The organism is Gardnerella sp. 26-12, assembly GCF_001660745.1.
Taxonomy (GTDB): domain Bacteria; phylum Actinomycetota; class Actinomycetes; order Actinomycetales; family Bifidobacteriaceae; genus Bifidobacterium; species Bifidobacterium swidsinskii.
Window position 1 is genome coordinate 1 of record NZ_LWSR01000020.1, and the last position, 16,778, is coordinate 16,778.

13 protein-coding genes are annotated in these 16,778 nt (G+C 44.3%); 6 read left to right on the plus strand and 7 right to left on the minus strand.

Annotation, left to right across the window (positions count from 1 at the left end):
- Positions 1–27 precede the first annotated feature (27 nt).
- The 3 genes from pepN (at position 28) to A5295_RS02070 (ending at position 5,487) form a co-directional block, all read left to right on the plus strand.
- Positions 28–2,643: an aminopeptidase N gene (gene pepN, locus A5295_RS02060; RefSeq protein WP_064621576.1), complete on the plus strand. Its 2,616-nt coding sequence runs from the start codon at positions 28–30 to the stop codon at positions 2,641–2,643.
- 586 nt (positions 2,644–3,229) lie between these two features.
- Positions 3,230–4,657, plus strand: a complete 1,428-nt coding sequence (gene glmM, locus A5295_RS02065) for a phosphoglucosamine mutase (protein ID WP_032842554.1) — start codon at positions 3,230–3,232, stop codon at positions 4,655–4,657.
- 176 nt (positions 4,658–4,833) lie between these two features.
- Positions 4,834–5,487, plus strand: coding sequence for a peptide deformylase (locus tag A5295_RS02070; protein ID WP_004107289.1), 654 nt, complete (start codon positions 4,834–4,836; stop codon positions 5,485–5,487).
- Between the two features lie 35 nt (positions 5,488–5,522).
- Here A5295_RS02070 and metG read toward each other — a convergent pair whose 3' ends face one another.
- The gene (gene metG, locus A5295_RS02075) at positions 5,523–7,394 is read right to left on the minus strand and encodes a methionine--tRNA ligase (protein ID WP_041160534.1); all 1,872 of its coding nucleotides are present in this window, start codon (positions 7,392–7,394) and stop codon (positions 5,523–5,525) included.
- 308 nt (positions 7,395–7,702) lie between these two features.
- Between metG and A5295_RS02080 the strand changes: the two genes are divergently transcribed.
- Together A5295_RS02080 and A5295_RS02085 are read left to right on the plus strand one after the other, a co-directional pair.
- The gene (locus tag A5295_RS02080) at positions 7,703–8,311 is read left to right on the plus strand and encodes a hypothetical protein (protein ID WP_004108009.1); all 609 of its coding nucleotides are present in this window, start codon (positions 7,703–7,705) and stop codon (positions 8,309–8,311) included.
- A complete protein-coding gene (locus A5295_RS02085; protein ID WP_012914504.1) occupies positions 8,302–8,565 on the plus strand; it encodes a hypothetical protein in 264 nt (87 codons plus the stop codon). The genes A5295_RS02080 and A5295_RS02085 overlap by 10 nt, the downstream gene beginning before the upstream one ends.
- Before the next feature lie 31 nt (positions 8,566–8,596).
- On the opposite strand, the gene rsmI is transcribed toward A5295_RS02085, so the two are convergent.
- Positions 8,597–9,499: a 16S rRNA (cytidine(1402)-2'-O)-methyltransferase gene (rsmI, locus tag A5295_RS02090; RefSeq protein WP_012914505.1), complete on the minus strand. Its 903-nt coding sequence runs from the start codon at positions 9,497–9,499 to the stop codon at positions 8,597–8,599.
- A 129-nt stretch (positions 9,500–9,628) separates the two neighbouring features.
- Here rsmI and A5295_RS02095 point away from each other — a divergent pair, with 129 nt between their 5' ends.
- Positions 9,629–10,474, plus strand: coding sequence for an alpha/beta hydrolase (locus tag A5295_RS02095; protein WP_064621577.1), 846 nt, complete (start codon positions 9,629–9,631; stop codon positions 10,472–10,474).
- A gap of 174 nt (positions 10,475–10,648) precedes the next feature.
- Here the strand turns inward: A5295_RS02095 and A5295_RS02100 are convergent, their stop codons facing one another.
- The 5 genes from A5295_RS02100 to A5295_RS06550 form a co-directional block, all read right to left on the minus strand.
- Positions 10,649–12,166 (minus strand): formate--tetrahydrofolate ligase, encoded by a 1,518-nt coding sequence (locus A5295_RS02100; protein ID WP_004108022.1) that lies wholly within the window; start codon positions 12,164–12,166, stop codon positions 10,649–10,651.
- Positions 12,167–12,438: 272 nt separating this feature from the next.
- The gene (locus A5295_RS02105) at positions 12,439–14,046 is read right to left on the minus strand and encodes a C69 family dipeptidase (RefSeq protein WP_064621578.1); all 1,608 of its coding nucleotides are present in this window, start codon (positions 14,044–14,046) and stop codon (positions 12,439–12,441) included.
- Between the two features lie 111 nt (positions 14,047–14,157).
- Positions 14,158–14,709, minus strand: coding sequence for a YbhB/YbcL family Raf kinase inhibitor-like protein (locus A5295_RS02110; RefSeq protein ID WP_004108030.1), 552 nt, complete (start codon positions 14,707–14,709; stop codon positions 14,158–14,160).
- 222 nt (positions 14,710–14,931) lie between these two features.
- Positions 14,932–16,464, minus strand: coding sequence for a PTS ascorbate transporter subunit IIC (locus A5295_RS02115; protein WP_012914509.1), 1,533 nt, complete (start codon positions 16,462–16,464; stop codon positions 14,932–14,934).
- Positions 16,465–16,580: 116 nt separating this feature from the next.
- Entirely contained in the window at positions 16,581–16,709 is a 129-nt protein-coding gene (locus A5295_RS06550) for a hypothetical protein (protein ID WP_255358935.1), read from the minus strand.
- Positions 16,710–16,778 lie beyond the last annotated feature (69 nt).

A 16,778-nucleotide genomic window follows, 5' to 3' on the forward strand; every position in this document is an offset into this window, starting at 1 on the left:
TAAGAAAAAATAAGAAAGGTACAAAATATGCCAGGAGCAAATCTTACTCGCGTAGAAGCTCAAGAGCGTTTCGACGCTATCCAAATGCCAATTCACTACGATGTTGCGCTCGATTTAGGAAAAGGCGGACGCGATTTTACTTCGCGCACAAAGATTGAGTTCGATGCTAAGGCTGGTAGCGCAAGCTTCCTCGATTTAATTGCAAACAGCGTAGAATCCGTGGTGTTAAACGGTACCGATCTTGACGTTTCTAAAGTTTTTGCAGACAGCCGAATTGAGCTTGCAAATTTGCTTGAGCATAATACCGTAGAAGTTGTAGCAAACTGCCAGTATTCCAACACGGGCGAGGGTTTGCACAGAAGTGTCGATCCTTCTGACGGAAACGTGTATTTATATACTCAGTTCGAAGTGCCGGATGCTCGCCGTGTTTATGCTGTATTTGATCAGCCAGATTTGAAAGCTGTTTTTGATTTTACGGTTGATGCTCCAGAAAGCTGGATCGTTACTTCAAACATGCCAATTAAAAGCGAAACAGCGTTAGAGGGCCGCGAAACTGAAGCAGGCACTTTGGAAAATGGTGCTGTAGAAGGCATGAAGCGCTGGGTATTCGAGTCAACTCCAAAGATGAGCTCTTATTTAACTGCTATTTGCGCAGGACCTTACGCGCAATGGCATACAACTTACGACAACGAAGACGGTCGCGTAGTGCCAATGGCAATGTACTGCCGTCAGGCACTTAAAGACGCTTTTGCAAAAGACGTTGACTACTTGTTCGATATTACGAAGAAAGGTTTTGCTTTCTACGCTAAGACTTGGGGAGTGCCGTATCCGTACGCAAAGTACGATCAGATTTACGTGCCAGAATATAACGCTGGAGCTATGGAAAACATTGGTATGGTTACGATTCGCGACCAGTACGTGTTTGAATCCAAAGTCACGGACGCTTATGCTGAGCGCCGCGTTGTAACAGTTTTGCATGAGCTTGCACACATGTGGTTCGGCGACTACGTGACCATGAAGTGGTGGAATGATTTGTGGCTTAACGAATCCTTCGCAGAATTCACTTCTACTCTTGCAACTGCTGAAGCAACCGAATGGCATGACGCTTGGAGCACTTTCAATTCCGGCGAAAAAAGCTGGGCACTTAATCAAGATCAGCTTCCAACAACGCACCCAATCGTGGCTCCAATCAACGATTTGAATGACACTTCCGTCAACTTCGACGGCATCACTTATGCAAAGGGTGCTTCCGTATTGAAGCAACTCGTAGCGTATGTTGGTCGCGAAAAGTTCTTTGAAGGAATTCACAACTACTTGAGCAAGCACGCATACAGCAACGCAACTTTGGCCGATTTGTTGCACGAGTTAGAGCTTACAAGCGGCCGCGATCTTAAAGCTTGGAGTGCTCAATGGCTTGAAAAGGCTGGAATTAACACGATTTCTACCGAAGTCGAAGAAGCAGGTGACGGCACTATTGCTTCCTTGCGTTTGCGTCAGAGCGCGCCAGCTGAGCATCCTGTTCTTCGCGCACACCGTTTGGCTGTTGGATTCTACAATGTAGACGAAGCAACTGGCGAAATTAAGCGCACAAAGCGAATCGAACTTGACGTAGACGGCGAAGTGACGGAAGTTGTTGAGGCGCGCGGCGAAAAAATGCCAGCACTTATCCTTGTAAACGACGACGACTTGACTTACACGAAGCTACGTTTTGACGAAAAGTCGCTTGAATTTGCTGCCGAAAACTTGTATCGTTTCAAGGATTCTTTGACTCGCTCACTTATTTGGCTCGCGTTGTGGGACATGACTCGCGACGCAGAATTCCCAGCAGAACGCTTCGTAGAACTCAGCCTTAAAGCTTTGGCAACTGAGCGCGAATCAACTACTTTCCGCTATGCTCTTGGTCAAGTGAAAGTAACTGCAAGCCACTACGTTGTCCCAGAGCGTCAAGCAGAAGTCGCAAAGCATGTTGCTCACGAATTGTGGCAGTTGGCTTTGGCAGCTTCTGCAGGTTCCGACGAGCAATTCCAGCTCGTTAAGGCTTATCTTGGATACGGCGAAGTTGGAGATGCTGAGTTCTTGCGCGTAGCTAACGGCTTGCTCGACGGTTCCGTGCGCTTGGAAGGCTTGGAAATCGACAACGACTTGCGCTGGAGCATTTTGATTGCGCTCGCAGGCGTGAATGCTTTGGACGAAGCTGGAATTGACGCGGAACTCGCTAAGCGCGATACTACCGAGAATCGCGAATATGCTTACCAAGCTCGTGCAGCTCGCTCAACTGCAGAAGCTAAGGATTGGGCTTTCGAACAGGCTTTGCGTAATCTCGATTTAACTAATATGCAAATGGGTGCTGTGGTTGCCGGCTTTGCAAGCACAGCTAAAGGCGATTTGGTTAAGCCTTATGTTGAGCGCTACTTTGCTGAAGTTGAGTGGATTTGGAAGAACCGCACATTCCATATGGCTGAGGCTCTGATTGAGGGCTTGTATCCTGTGTATGCGCCGGTTGAGGAGCTGGTTAAGCACGGTGAAAAGTGGCTTGAGGCTCATGCTGATGCGGATCAGGCTTTGCGACGCATGGTGCTTGGTAGCCTTGATTCTTCGCGTCGCACGCTTAAAGTGCAGCATTACAACGCTTCTTTGCGCTAGTGCGATGTCCTGCTTTCGCGCTGCATTGAGCAAGTAAGTTCTTGTTTAATGTGGCGCGAGTTTTTTTGTTTAATGTGGTGCTTGGCTGGCAGTTTTCTGGAGTGGCTGTGAGGGGTGGGGTTACTTGTCTCGCAGCGCTACGCTCCTATGCCTCATTTGGACTAGTGGATAGGTAGTTAAGTTTAGTTTTTTGCTTACTTTTTCTGCGGAAATAGTTATTCATCATCACGATTATTACTATCGCTCCGCTTTTATATTGCTCGACCAAGCAACACCCACCCCTCACTACTGATAAAAACGCTAGTGTTTTGTGGTGTGGTAGGAGAGTCTGGTGCAGTTTGTGCAGCAGCGCGAATGCTAGTGTCCACTAGGGGATAAGTATTCAATATCTGCAGAGCATGAATGTTAAAGTTCACTAATCAACAAGTAATCGATGTTCGCAGAAGTATTACTGCAAAGCTTCTTTGCTGCGCTAGCGCGTTATGCGAAACAGTGAGTAGAATTGCGGATAGTGTGTGACGCGCTAGTATGCGATGTTGTTTGCTTGCGCGCAGGATGAAGTGATTTTTGCGAAAGAGGCTTTATTATGCCAAGAATGTTTGGTACAGACGGTGTGCGTGGATTAGCAAATCGCGATTTAACAGCGCAACTTGCGTTAGATTTAGGTGACGCTGCAGTGCGCGTTTTGGGAGATAAAAGCGCGGTTGCGTCTGCTGCAGAAGAAGAAGCGTCATCAGATACTTCTTCTCGCTCCGCTCACGCTCGTCGCCGCGCGCTTATTGGTAGAGATACTCGCGTTTCTGGCGATTTTCTAGCTTCTGCTCTCGCTGCTGGCATGAGTGCTGGCGGTTTTGATGTTATCGATGCTGGAATTATCCCAACTCCTGGCGTTGCTTTCCTCACTTCCGTGCTTAACGTTGAAATGGGTGCTGTTATTTCTGCGTCGCATAATCCTATGCCAGATAACGGCATTAAATTCTTTGCGCGCGGAGGCTTTAAGCTTCCAGATAGCAAGGAAGATGAGATTGAGGCTGTGCTTGGTCAAGATTGGGAGCGTCCAACTGGTGCTGGTGTAGGTCGAGTCAGCCATGATACTACTACAGCTACTAACTTGTATATTGATCATTTAGTTTCTGCTGTTGCGCCTTTAAGTAACGCTTCTACTACGCGCCCAAAGCCGCTTGCAGGTTTGCGTGTTGTAGCAGATTGCGCGAATGGTGCTACTTCTGTTGTTGCTCCTGAGGCTTTGCGCCGCGCTGGTGCAGAAGTTGTAGTTATTAACGCATCTCCTGACGGCTACAACATTAACGATCATGCGGGCTCGACTCATCCTGAGCAGTTACAAGCTATGGTTAAAGCTTCTAAGGCTGATTTAGGTGTTGCGTTTGATGGCGACGCAGACCGCTGCTTGGCTGTCGATGAAAACGGCAATATGGTTAATGGCGATCAAATTATGGGTATTCTTGCTCGCGCTAAAAAGGCTGAAGGCAAGCTTAATCATGACACTCTTGTAGTTACAGTTATGAGCAATCTTGGCTTAAAACTTGCTCTTAAAGATATGGATATTGCAACAGTGCAAACAAACGTTGGCGATCGCTACGTTCTTGAAGAAATGCTCAAGCACGATTATTCGCTCGGCGGCGAGCAGTCTGGTCACGTTATTAATCGCGAATTTGCAACCACCGGCGACGGTACGCTTACTGCTTTGACTTTGTGCCGTGAAGTTGTGCGTTCAGGCAAGAAACTTTCGCAAATGGCTGCAGACTTCCCACAGCTTCCGCAAGCTCTTGTAAATGTGCCAAATGTAGATAAAATGGCTTCGAAAACTAACGCAGCTGTGCTTGCAGCTGTTGAGAAAGAATCGAAACTTCTTGGAGATACAGGTCGCGTGCTTTTGCGTCCTAGCGGCACCGAGCCTCTTGTGCGCGTTATGTGCGAGGCTGCAACTCAAACTCAGGCGGATGAGGTTTGCGCTCGTCTTGCTCAAGTTGTGGTTGATAATCTGAAGTTATAAGTTTGCTTACTTTTGCGTTCTCTGTTTGCTTACATCTCAGTCGGCTCTAGCAGTGCGCAAATAATTTTGATACACTTATATCTTTAGTGCTGCTTTCAAATTCTGCTCGCGGCATGTAAATTTTGTATATTTTCGCGTTATTATGCGCGTTATTTAAAACGGTGAAAAGGAGTCCTATGTTTACGCATCACGCAAGTGTTGATACTAAGCTCAGTCGCGCTGTTGAGCGCTTGCTTGATTCCGCTACAGAAGACGGCATTTTGCCGATTGTGCAGGCAGGTGAGCCTGTTCTTCGCCAGCGTACTGTTGCGTATGATGGTCAGCTTACACGTGCAACTCTTACTAAGCTAATTTCGTTAATGCATAGCACAATGTTGGAAGCTCCGGGAGTTGGTTTAGCTGCTCCTCAAATTGGTCTTGGTCTTGCTATTGCTGTTATTGAAGATCATGTTCGTGATGATGAGGACGATCCTCGTGACATCGCAGAGCTTCCGTTTAGAGCTATTATTAACCCTCATTATGAGCCTATTGGTACGCAAACTCGTAGTTTTTATGAAGGTTGTTTAAGCGTTTCCGGCTATCAGGCTGTACGTCAACGTTGGCTTGATATTCAGGCTACTTGGCAGGATGAGGACGGCAAACAACATTCCGAGCGTTTGCATGGTTGGCCTGCGCGTATTTTCCAGCACGAAACAGATCATCTTCGTGGTGAACTTTATATTGATCGTGCAGAAATGCGTTCACTTTCCACTGATGAGAACCTTGAGGATTATTGGGCAGATGAAGCAGTTCCAGTGGCGGCGGCTCGCACTTTGGGATTTGCTATCTAGGTTTTATTGTCAATTTATTTATTGAGAATTTCAACCTATTTCTCACTATTTTCCAAAGATTTTTTTGCTGCAGCAAGTCTTTCCGCTTCGACACGCTGACGCTCGGACAAAGCAGATGCAAAACGCTCAAGCTCCTCCTCAACTGCTTCTTTTGAAATCTTGGCAAAAATAGGACTTGGCTTAGGCACAGGCGTACCTGCTACCAACTCCTCACTCTCCCAAGGATGAACAGTTTCCCCCAAGCGATAATCGCCCGTAATAATCGGATACTTGAAGTCTGGATTATCCAAATCTTCAACTTCTTCAATATGAGGCAAAGGCGAGAATACGCCAGTGCCACCAAGTGCTTCCCAAACTTTTTGAGCTGCATGAGGCAAGAATGGCGCAAGCAGATGATTAGCATCCGAAACAGCCTGAGCTGCAACATGCAACACAGTACCAAGGCGAGCCTCATCATCTTTAATTTTCCAAGGCTCAGTTGCAGAAATATATTTATTAATATCCGCAACTACTCGCATTGCTTCAGTAAGAGCATTCTTCTGACGATGACGCTCAATCAAACTACCAACCAAAGCAAAAGCATCAGAAGTTTGATCGAGAAGAGCGCGATCCATTGCAGTCATAGAATCTTCATCAAGAGGAGGAATTACACCAAAGTTCTTATTAATAAGATTTGCCACACGATTGACAAGATTACCCCAGCTTGCAGCAAGTTCTTCGTTATTGTGACGAGCAAACTCAGCCCAAGTAAAATCAGCATCAGAATTTTCTGGACCCGCAATAGAAATGTAGTAACGCACAGCATCTACAGGGTAACGTGCCAAAATATCCTTCACATAAATCACGATTCCGCGCGAAGAGCTGAACTTCTTGCCTTCCATAGTCATGAACTCAGAAGCAACAACCTGTTCAGGCATGTTCAATGGGCCATAAATGCCAGCCTCACCACCTTTAGAACCAGCACCGTTGTAGGCAAGCATTTCCGAAGGCCAAATCTGAGAATGGAAAGTAATGTTATCTTTGCCCATGAAGTAGTATCCAGGAGACTTAGGATCACACCACCAATCACGCCAAGCCTCTGGCTTGCCTTGTCGACGAGCCCATTCAATAGATGCAGACAAGTAGCCAATAACAGCATCAAACCAAACATATAAACGCTTATTTGGATTATCAATCCATCCTTCAACAGGAACAGGAATGCCCCAATCAATATCGCGCGTAATAGCTCGCGGCTTTACTTCATTAAATAATCCAAGCGAGAAATTAATAACATTCGTGCGCCAACCTTCGCGAGAATGAAGCCAGTTAACATTCGCTTCAGCCAAAGCAGGCAAATCTAGGAAATAATGTTCAGTTTCTTCAAAGCGCGGAGTTTCACCATTAATTTTAGAAACTGGATTAATAAGCTCATCCGGATCAAGCTCGTTTCCACAAGCATCACATTGATCGCCACGAGCACCATCTGCGCCACACAATGGGCATGTGCCTTCAATATAACGATCTGGCAAAGTACGACCAGTGGAAGGAGAAATAGCAACCTTCTGAGTGCCCTTGTAAATATAGCCGTTCTTTAAGCACTGACGGAACATTTCTTGCACAACATGCTCGTGATTTGCAGTGGTAGTACGCGTGAACAAATCGTAGCTCAAACCTAAATCGCACAAATCCTTAGTAATCACACGATTATAACGATTAGCAAGCTCTTGTGCAGAAACACCTTCCTTATCTGCTTCAACCAAAATAGGTGTACCGTGCTCATCCGTGCCAGACACCATTAATACGTCATTACCTTTCATGCGCTCGTAACGCGCATATACGTCTGATGGGACCCCGAAGCCTGCGACGTGACCAATATGACGAGGGCCGTTAGCATACGGCCAAGCAACATTCACCAAAATATGACTCATAGACAATTATTATCTTGTTCAACGCGGACAGTACATAAGAACATTGCAAAAAGAATCCCAAATATACGAGAAAAACACGCTGGATAACAAGCCTCACACGAGTTCATCCACATATCCACAAGTTATAAAACCAGCCTGGAATTGAAGCAAATATAAACATAATCTCAACTTATGCACTACGAAACTAATGCACTAGAAAACATGCACTAAAAAAACAACAATATGCACAATACGAATCGTAAATAATCGCGCTGAAAAATAAATATGCAAAAAGAAAGGATTAAAGAAAATTGAAAAACCAACAAAATATGCGCAATTTATTGGATATTTGCGAAGAAACACAAACGCAATTCCCAGAATTACTTGACGACAACCATTTACCAGGTCCAATGTGCATGAAAAAACTTTCTCAAATTGGTGTATTCAATAGGCTTGATTTAAATGCAGGATATTCAAATAAGGCAGCTATTTCCACTCAAGGAAGAAGCAATATTGTGAGCAATCTTATGCCTACAGAAAGCATAGCCTGTTTATTTACTGCAGCATGGGTTTGGATAGGAGGTCATTTTCCTGAAAATATAGATGTTATTGATTATGGGCACAGAAGAAAAAAGCCGCACGGTCATGCGATTCGCGCATTTCGAAGACACTTAAACAATGAAGAATACGTAATACTTGGAAAAATTAGAATAACAACGCCAGAACGAACAATTTGCGATTTAGCGTACACTCCAAGCGAAAACGAAGAGCACGAACCTTATAGAAAAGATATTGCTCACCTATTGATATCTAAATACAGCATTGACTTGCGAAAATGCAAACGTACTATTGACGGAAACCCATATTTCCCAGGCTCAATACATGCAAGAAATTGGATACGAAACATTGCGAAAGAAGCAAACAAACCATGGAAATGAAGAACTCTTATGCAACTAAAACAAACAGCCCTCCAAAACCACCTATAATACTCACGCCATCTGTTGCTATCGACCCTGCAACAAAAACGGAAGTGCTATGGTACATCGCGCAAAAAATACCGGAACTTCGAAAATGGATTATTGCAAACCCTTCAGCAGACGCGCAAATTTTAGAATATATTTCTCAACAAGGTGGACCTGACGTTCGTTACAGTTTTGAAGTGCTATTTTCTGCGTATGACAGCAATGAATAGAAAGCAAAAAATAGTAGCAAAAGCAGAAATCTTATTTCTGATTAGGTTTATGCTCAAGACAAGACGCATAAACTTGCTTACGATTAGCAAAAGATCCGTCAGCAAACGGATGCTCTTTTACTACTTTTGTAATTGCTTCTTTTATGCGCAAACCTTCGGATTCTGCACATTCAAGCGAAAGCTTTGCAAGAGCATCAATGCTTAAATCTGTGCTTTCAGACTGTACTTCTTCGTCACTTGCACCACCGATAACTAAAACTATTTCACCTCGAGGAGGATCCGCTAAAACACCATCGTGAATACTTTGCACAGTTCCACGACGAATTTCCTCAAAATCTTTTGTAAGTTCACGGCATAACGCCATTGGACGATTAGAACCAAGCACTGCCAATATGTCTTCCATTGCTTCTGCAATACGATGTGGAGCCTCATAAAATACTATTGTTCGTCGCTCGGCTTTAAGTGAGCGCAAATGCTGTTGACGCTCACCAGATTTACGAGGCAAAAAGCCTTCATAACAGAAGCGATCAGTCGGCAATCCAGAAAGAGCAAGCGCATCTAAAACTGCACTAGGACCAGGCGCGCAAGTAACAGGCAAATCTCGCTCTATTGCACGTCGAACAACAGCAAGACCCGGGTCGTTAATGGTAGGCATACCTGCGTCTGAAACAACAAGAACAGTGCTACCCTGCTCAACTTTGTCTAGCAAACCATCTGCCTTATTTCGCTCATTATGATCGTGATATGCGATTACGCTACCAGAAACATGTACACCAAGGCGATTCGCTAAATCATAAAGCCTACGCGTGTCTTCAGCAGCAACAATATCAGCAGTTTCAAGAAGATTAATTAATCGTGCAGAAGCGTCTGCCATATTCCCGATAGGCGTAGCAGCTAAAACAACTTTACCTAAACTATCTTCTTCGTTACACATCTTGAATCTCCTTATAAAACTTCTTAAAACTCTACACGAATTTATAAAAGAACGCACTTACAAAGCGAGGTATTTGATTAGAATTATGCTTAGTGTAATTGCAATATAAGCGAAACGAAAAGAGACACTATGAAGATTATAAATCAGAAAATAAAAAGTATAGATGGAAGCGATGCGCAGCTTATTGGGTATATTTTAGACGATAATTTAGATAGCAAAGGCTTGCAAAACCGTCCTGCAATTCTAATTTTGCCAGGCGGTGGCTTCTTGCGCGTATCGAATCGTGAGGCAGAGCCTGTTGCCATGAAGTTTGCTGCAGAAGGATTCCACACTTTTGTGTTGCGATACTCGCTTACTCCAAGCACATACCCAACTCAGCTTTTAGAAGCAGCAGAAGCGATGAGCTTAATTCGCAAAAACGCAAAAGAATGGCACGTAGATGCGCAAAAAGTTGCAATTATTGGATTCTCCGCTGGAGGGCATGTGGCTGCAAACCTTGCAACTAGCGTTAGCGACGAAGTTGAGGAAGCAAACGGGTATGCTGCTGATGACGTGCGACCAAATGCTCTTATGCTCGCATATCCTGTTATTTCTGCTGGGAAATATGCGCATAAGCCAACGTTCGATCGTCTATTTGGAGAAGTTAGCAACGACGAAGAGCGAACTGAACTTGTCAATAAACTTTCGCTGGAAAATCACGTGGATCGTAAAACTCCACCTGTATTTGTATGGCAAACCATTACTGATCAAACAGTTCCAGTAGAAAATTCAATAATGTTTGTGAACGCTTGCGTTGAAGCTGGAGTAAGTGTTGAAGCGCACCTGTTCCCTAAAGGACCTCACGGCTTAGCTTTGGCAGTTAAAGAAACAGCAAAACGCGACGAAAACGGAAATGTGCTTACTGAATTTGTTCAGCCAGAAGTTCAGCAGTGGGTTAAGCTTGCTTGCGATTGGTTGCATCGCACTTTTGCGTAATTTAACTTCAACTCTCCCGCGTTTGTTCCCTTTTTAACCCATTTGGTAAACAAAGCAAAAACAAAACGTCGCCCACACACCATGATTGATATGTCGACGACGTTTTGTTACTTGCTATTAATAAGTAATTTTAATTAATCTCAATATTTAAGAGAAAATCACACTATTAATATTTCACACTATTTTTGGCATTGGAGTAGTTAGTGAAGATGTGAGATTTACTTGCACAACTCCAGCTCCAGCGTGAACTTCCACTTTCTTCAATGTCACAGTGCGAGAATCTTCAGGTGCATGATCATCGTCAGTCATAGTTGCTGGCGACTTTACAGCAACAAGCGCGAGGTCATCGAAAACAACTCCAGAATTTGCACACAAATTCTGCGCTTCTTTCAATGAATCAGCAAAACCTGCTTTATCGATCACACGCTCAGTAGGAACACCGTAAGCTTCTGCGCACAGCAAGTTAATTCGCTCCCTAAGCGTCTTTCCACGCCTACTTTCTGGAACTTTCGTTTCAACATCATCAGTTATTGCAGACACAAAATCGTCCAGCTGATTTGCCAAACCATCGCCACCATCGCGGAATAAATTGCCAACAATCGGCTTTCTGAATCCTAAAGACTTAGCTTGTTCCAACAATTCAGGAACTTGATTATCTTCACCTTCCCACAAATTAATCAACGGGAACGTAGGGATATTAAGAGATTCCAAACGAGAAACATGGAATGGGTAACGCCAAGCCAAAGTTTCGTCATCTCGCCAAGTAGTTGCGCGAGTAACTACAACTGCAGCAGCAGGCCACTTTGCACCAAACTCGCGAGCAGCAATATCTAACCACTTTTGAGCACCAGCATCCGTACCATAACCTGCTTCTACAACCACAACATCATGCTCAGCGCAAGCCATTTCAACACTTACAAGGCTTGGAATACCAAGCGAAACGTTCGCAAACGGGCCACAATGAACGTAAATTGGAGAACCATTAATCGTCTCAGTTTTAGCAGGCTTTACAGCGTCGGCAAGAATATTGGTGATTCGCCACAAATCCACAAACTCGCCAAACTGAACAGACTTACCGTCTTTTGTGCCAGCAATCATTGAAGAAACACGATGAGAAATCTCGTCCATACTGCGCGACAACACTACGATTTGCATGAGCTCGCAAGTTGGCGTCAAAACGACGCGCTCAGGAACAGTCCCCTTGCCAAAATCAACAGCAATGCTTCGCAAAGATCGCGAAGGAACTTCGCTAACTCGAGGAACTAAAATAGTATCAAGGGCACCCTCGTCGACTGCTTTTTCCGCAAACGACACAAGCAAATTCTGCGCGCAAGCAATAGCAGCCATTTCACCACACAAACCCCAGTCAATCAACTCAGGGTGAGAAAGCGAAGACTTACCGCCACCACTTGCACCACCTTTAGAACCAGCAGCTGTAATGCCCATGCTTGGCTGACGAAGAACTGCAGCTGCGTCCACACCTCGCTCACGCAAAGCATCAACCAACGCAATAGTTGTAGTCGTTTTACCTTCTCCGCGAGAAGCTTTCAAAGGAGTATCAGCAGTAACAAGCAGAACTTTACCGCGCTTCCTAGGCTCCTCTGGATGTTGCTTTAAATAATCCAAGTACCCAAAGGCATCAATTTTTTTAACCAAACCGAATGTTGTAGTGTATGAATCAAGAATGCTCATGTACCCCTCTTTCATAGGCATATTGGCACAACTATGCATGCGGATAATGTTAATTACATGATTCATACTATACGATTGTTTGTTCGCAGCATAGGCACCACACGCAATATCTATACGCGCTATTAGCAACGTCTATAGCAAAATAACAAAAGATAACAAAAATGCCTTCCACATGAAATAAAAAGTTCATTTCTTAGGAAGGCATCTGAGTTATTAAATTATTTTCGTAAGTTTTTCCATATCAATTACGAGAAAACTTATTTAATTGCATTTCAGTGATCAGAACGATTAAAACCATTCTTCATACGCATGCTAGTGATGTACAGCACCGTGTCAAGCAAAGAATCGGTTTCTTTCTTCAACTTTGCCGCCATATCGTCATTTGCTTCAGCCAAAGCCTCACGCACTTTATCGTTGCGAAGCTCGGCAATAATAGCTTCGGGATCGCGAACTAAATCATCGTAATCTTCGCCTTCATCACCTTCACGTTCTGGCTCGTAATCAGCCAAATCAACGCCAAGAATATCTGCCACGGCAGCATCCGTAGACTTGACCATTGCGTGACCAAGGGAACCGACAACTTCTTGGTAGCGCTCAATCGCGTTTGCAGTGTCGTTAAATGCGGCATCCGCAAGAGCAGCAATAATGCGATTCTCCCAATAGAAGTTTTCGCTTGTTACGCGAGTAGTCGTATCTTCCAAATACTTTGGAGTGCGATTTACGTTTGGATAGAACGGAATCAAAGAATTGAAAGGATTAGAACCGTAAGTAATCCACTGAATTGCACGCATTGCTTCCGGCATGTAAGGGCGGATTTGCATTACAGCAAGCTCGCTTTGACGGTTAATGCCGATTGGACGCAGCATATGACGAGTATACTCATCTCCAAGCTTGCCGTAAGGATCATACTCAGTACCCTGATAGTGAGAGCTCAAAACGTACTTAACGTCTTCAATTGTTACCTTGCGCTCAGGCTGGCGAGCCCAAGGAATATCGTTGCTGTCCGGACGATGATCAGCGTCTTTACCATCCCACACTTCGTCATACGGATTCAAGAAGCGCTCCATGAACCATGCGCGAGGAGTGTTGTACACGTGGTCAGCATCCGAATGAGAGCCAAAAGCATCACGAGGGTTAAACGGAGAAGCGTTTTCCACCGACAAATCCAAGTGATTTTCTTCAATAAATTCAAGCAAATCAGCCGAGCACATATGCTCTTCTTGAAGATCAAAAGCATCATCTAAATCGAACTCGTCAATTCCAAGCTGGTTTGGCATAACAACATAAGCTTCATCCGGCACACGCTTAGCAATCCAATGATGACCACCGACAGTTTCAAACCACCAAATCTCGTTCACATCCGAAAATGCAACGCCATTCATCTCATAAGTGCCGTACTTTTCAAGCAATGCGCCCAAACGCTCAACACCTTCGCGAGCGCTACGAATATAAGGCAAAACAAGCGTTAAGAAGTCTTCTTCACCAATTCCACCCGGCACTTCCGGCTTATAGTCAGCATCCCCAACTTTGCCTTGCGCTTTTTGAAGCTCAACCATTGAATCTGCGCCTAACACACGCTCGTTGGATGTAAGCGTTTCAGTTGCGCTCATTGCAACGTTTGCTTCGTTAACGCCAGCTTCTCCCCAAATTCCTTCGCGCAAGTCTGCGTTTGGCACGCTTGTGTATTGCATTGGATTATCCGGCAACTCAACTGTTACGTGGCTAAGAACAGACTTATAAACGCGAGGTTGATCTTCCGGCTTTACTACCACTAAGCGCTTTGGATTAAATTCGCCATTTGCGGAGTCTTCGTTACGCGCAATAAGCGTAGATCCGTCGTAGCTTGCTTTTCGACCAACAAGAATTGTTGTGCATGCCATATTTGCATCCTCTGTTTTTAGATTTTATATTTTATTTTTAGATTTATTACTGTTTGATTCTAACGCTTAGGCGTTAACTGCTGACCTAATTGGTTGCCCTCGTGCTTGCGTTTAGGCTTTACCAGTAAGGAACATGCCATCAGCATCTACACCTGAAGTTACGTTTCTTACTTCACGCAACAATTCATTCATATAGAATCCCGGTTTAAGGTTTGGCAAAGGCTTTTCTGTACCAAAAACTTCAAACATGTATTCGTGATCTTTATCAGGAGGCTGCGGGCCGTTGTAACGCATAGTAATTGCTGGATCAGTGCAACCAATAAATCTGCTAGCTTGCGAGTTACGTCCTTGAAGCGCTTCTGGAATCATAGAAGTCATCGTGCGAGAAAAATCTTCCGGTATTTGCAAAGCGTGAGAATCGTTAAAATCAAACATTAACGCTTCAACAGGCACGTTTGCAGCAGTCCAGTGAATCCACTCAAAACCGCATACCGGTATTGCGTCGTCGTCAACAAAACGCCAATGCAAATAATGCACGAAAGATGGCAATTTATCTATATAAAATGGAAACGAAACTACTGGAATTCCATTGATTTTATTCTGCTCCGGCGCAGCTTTAGAATAATCGTCTGGAACAGTAGTGAAATCTGTAGAAATATTCATAATTTAAGTATCTACCATTACACAACACTAATCAACTGCGCGAGTAACAAATAAACGCAAACGTTCACGTAATTTAATTGTTCAAGCAGATTGTGACGCTCAAGCAAAAAACACTACAGAAACAACGCTAACTGCATAATTTGACGGTCAATATAAAACGTGCGCCCAGAAAAATCTAAACTGGGCGCATTAACTAAAATGTAATTTTTTACCGTACTCTATTTATTTTGTAACAGCCTCCTCATGAGTTTCAGCAGCCTTAGCTGCCATAGCTGCTTTCTTAGCAGCACGCTCTTGCTTCTTAATTTCTTCAATGAACTCAGCATGCTTTACTGCAGGAAGCCAGCCAGTGTTAACAACCTTAACCTGCCATACCCAAGCCAAGGCAAACAGAATAACAGCAACAATAATCAAGCTTATAGCACCAACGCCAGCACCGAGGTGAGCGAAGTTACCCACAACAGTACCAATCCAACCAAAGTCAGCATCGCCGAAGGTGGAGTTTGCCAAGCCGAAGGAACCCATAACAGTAAGCAATACTGCTGGAAGGAATGTAATAATTAAACCGTTAATAAAACCACCGAGAATAGCACCACGACGACCACCGGTTGCATTACCAAACACGCCTGCACCACCACCATCGAAGAAGTGAGGCACCATTCCTGGGAGAATCAATGCCAATCCCCAAGCTGGACCCATCCAAATTGCAATAAGTCCGAGAGCTACAAGACCTCCAACGAAGGAAGACAAGAAGCCAATAAGAGAAGCATTAGCACCGTATGGGAATACGATTGGAATATCCAATGCTGGACGAGCGCCTGGAACGACCTTGTTAGCAATACCCTGGAATGCAGGAACCAATTCACCTAAAATAATACGAACGCCGTAGAGGATGACACTAACACCAATTCCAAATTGCAAAGCCTGAGCAAAAGCCGCCATGTAGAAGGCACTATAGTCCGTAGGATGAGACGCGAAAATCTTGAAGAGTTCCTTTACTGGCAACACAACCGAAGCCCACACTGCGAATACCAAATACAGCACAACCATCAACAAAGTCGTGGAGACCATTGAATCACGCAAGAAGCTCAATCCCTTAGGGAAGTTGATATCTTCAGTAGACTTAGACTTCTTACCAACAGCAGCACCAACAGCACCAGAAACAATGTAACTTAAGGAGTTAAAGTGACCAATCGAGAGCTTATCGCTACCAGTAATACGGTTCATAAAAGGCTGCGCAAAAGCTGGTAGAACAACCATAACCGTTGCCATAATGACAGAGCCGACAATAACAATAAGCAACTGGTTGCTTGCGCCAAAACCAACGGAAAGAACTAGAGCCAAAAGCATAGACATGAACACCATGTGGTGACCAGTCAAGAATATGTACTTCAGAGGAGTAAAGCGTGCAGCAAGAAGCATAAGAACGAAGCTGAGCACAATAATGTACGCAGAAGTAGCACCGTACTGACCTGCAGCCTGAGCAGTAATAACCTCATTTGTAGGTACAACACCATGAGCACCAGTAGACTTCAAAACCAAGTCACCAAATGGAGCAAGAGCGCCAACAACAACGCCAGCACCTGCACCCAAAATGAGGTAACCCATAGCAGCCTTTAAGCCGCCTGCAATCACCTGTCCTGCACTACGCTTGAGTGCGATAAGACCGATTGCTGCAATAATACCAATCAAATAAGCCGGCACATTCAAAATCTGCTGACTTATGAAATTTAAAACCTGAACTACAATGTTCATCTTATTTCCTTCTTTTTATTTAGAAAAAGCGAATAGCGCATGAAATAACAGTATGACTATGCCAAAGCAGTAAGCACGTAATCAGCATAATCAAACGTTTATTTGTTACACATAATTTATGCGTAACGCTCAAGCACACCCTTCACCTCTTCAACATCCATGAAATTTTCAATTGTTTCTACAGGAGTGGTAGTGCCCTCAAGCTCTGGAGCAAGCTGAGGAGAAGTGAGCACAAGATCATTCATATTGGCAGTACCTTTTGCACTTCCAGCATCGGAAGTAGTAACTGTAACATCTGTCTCTTATACACATCT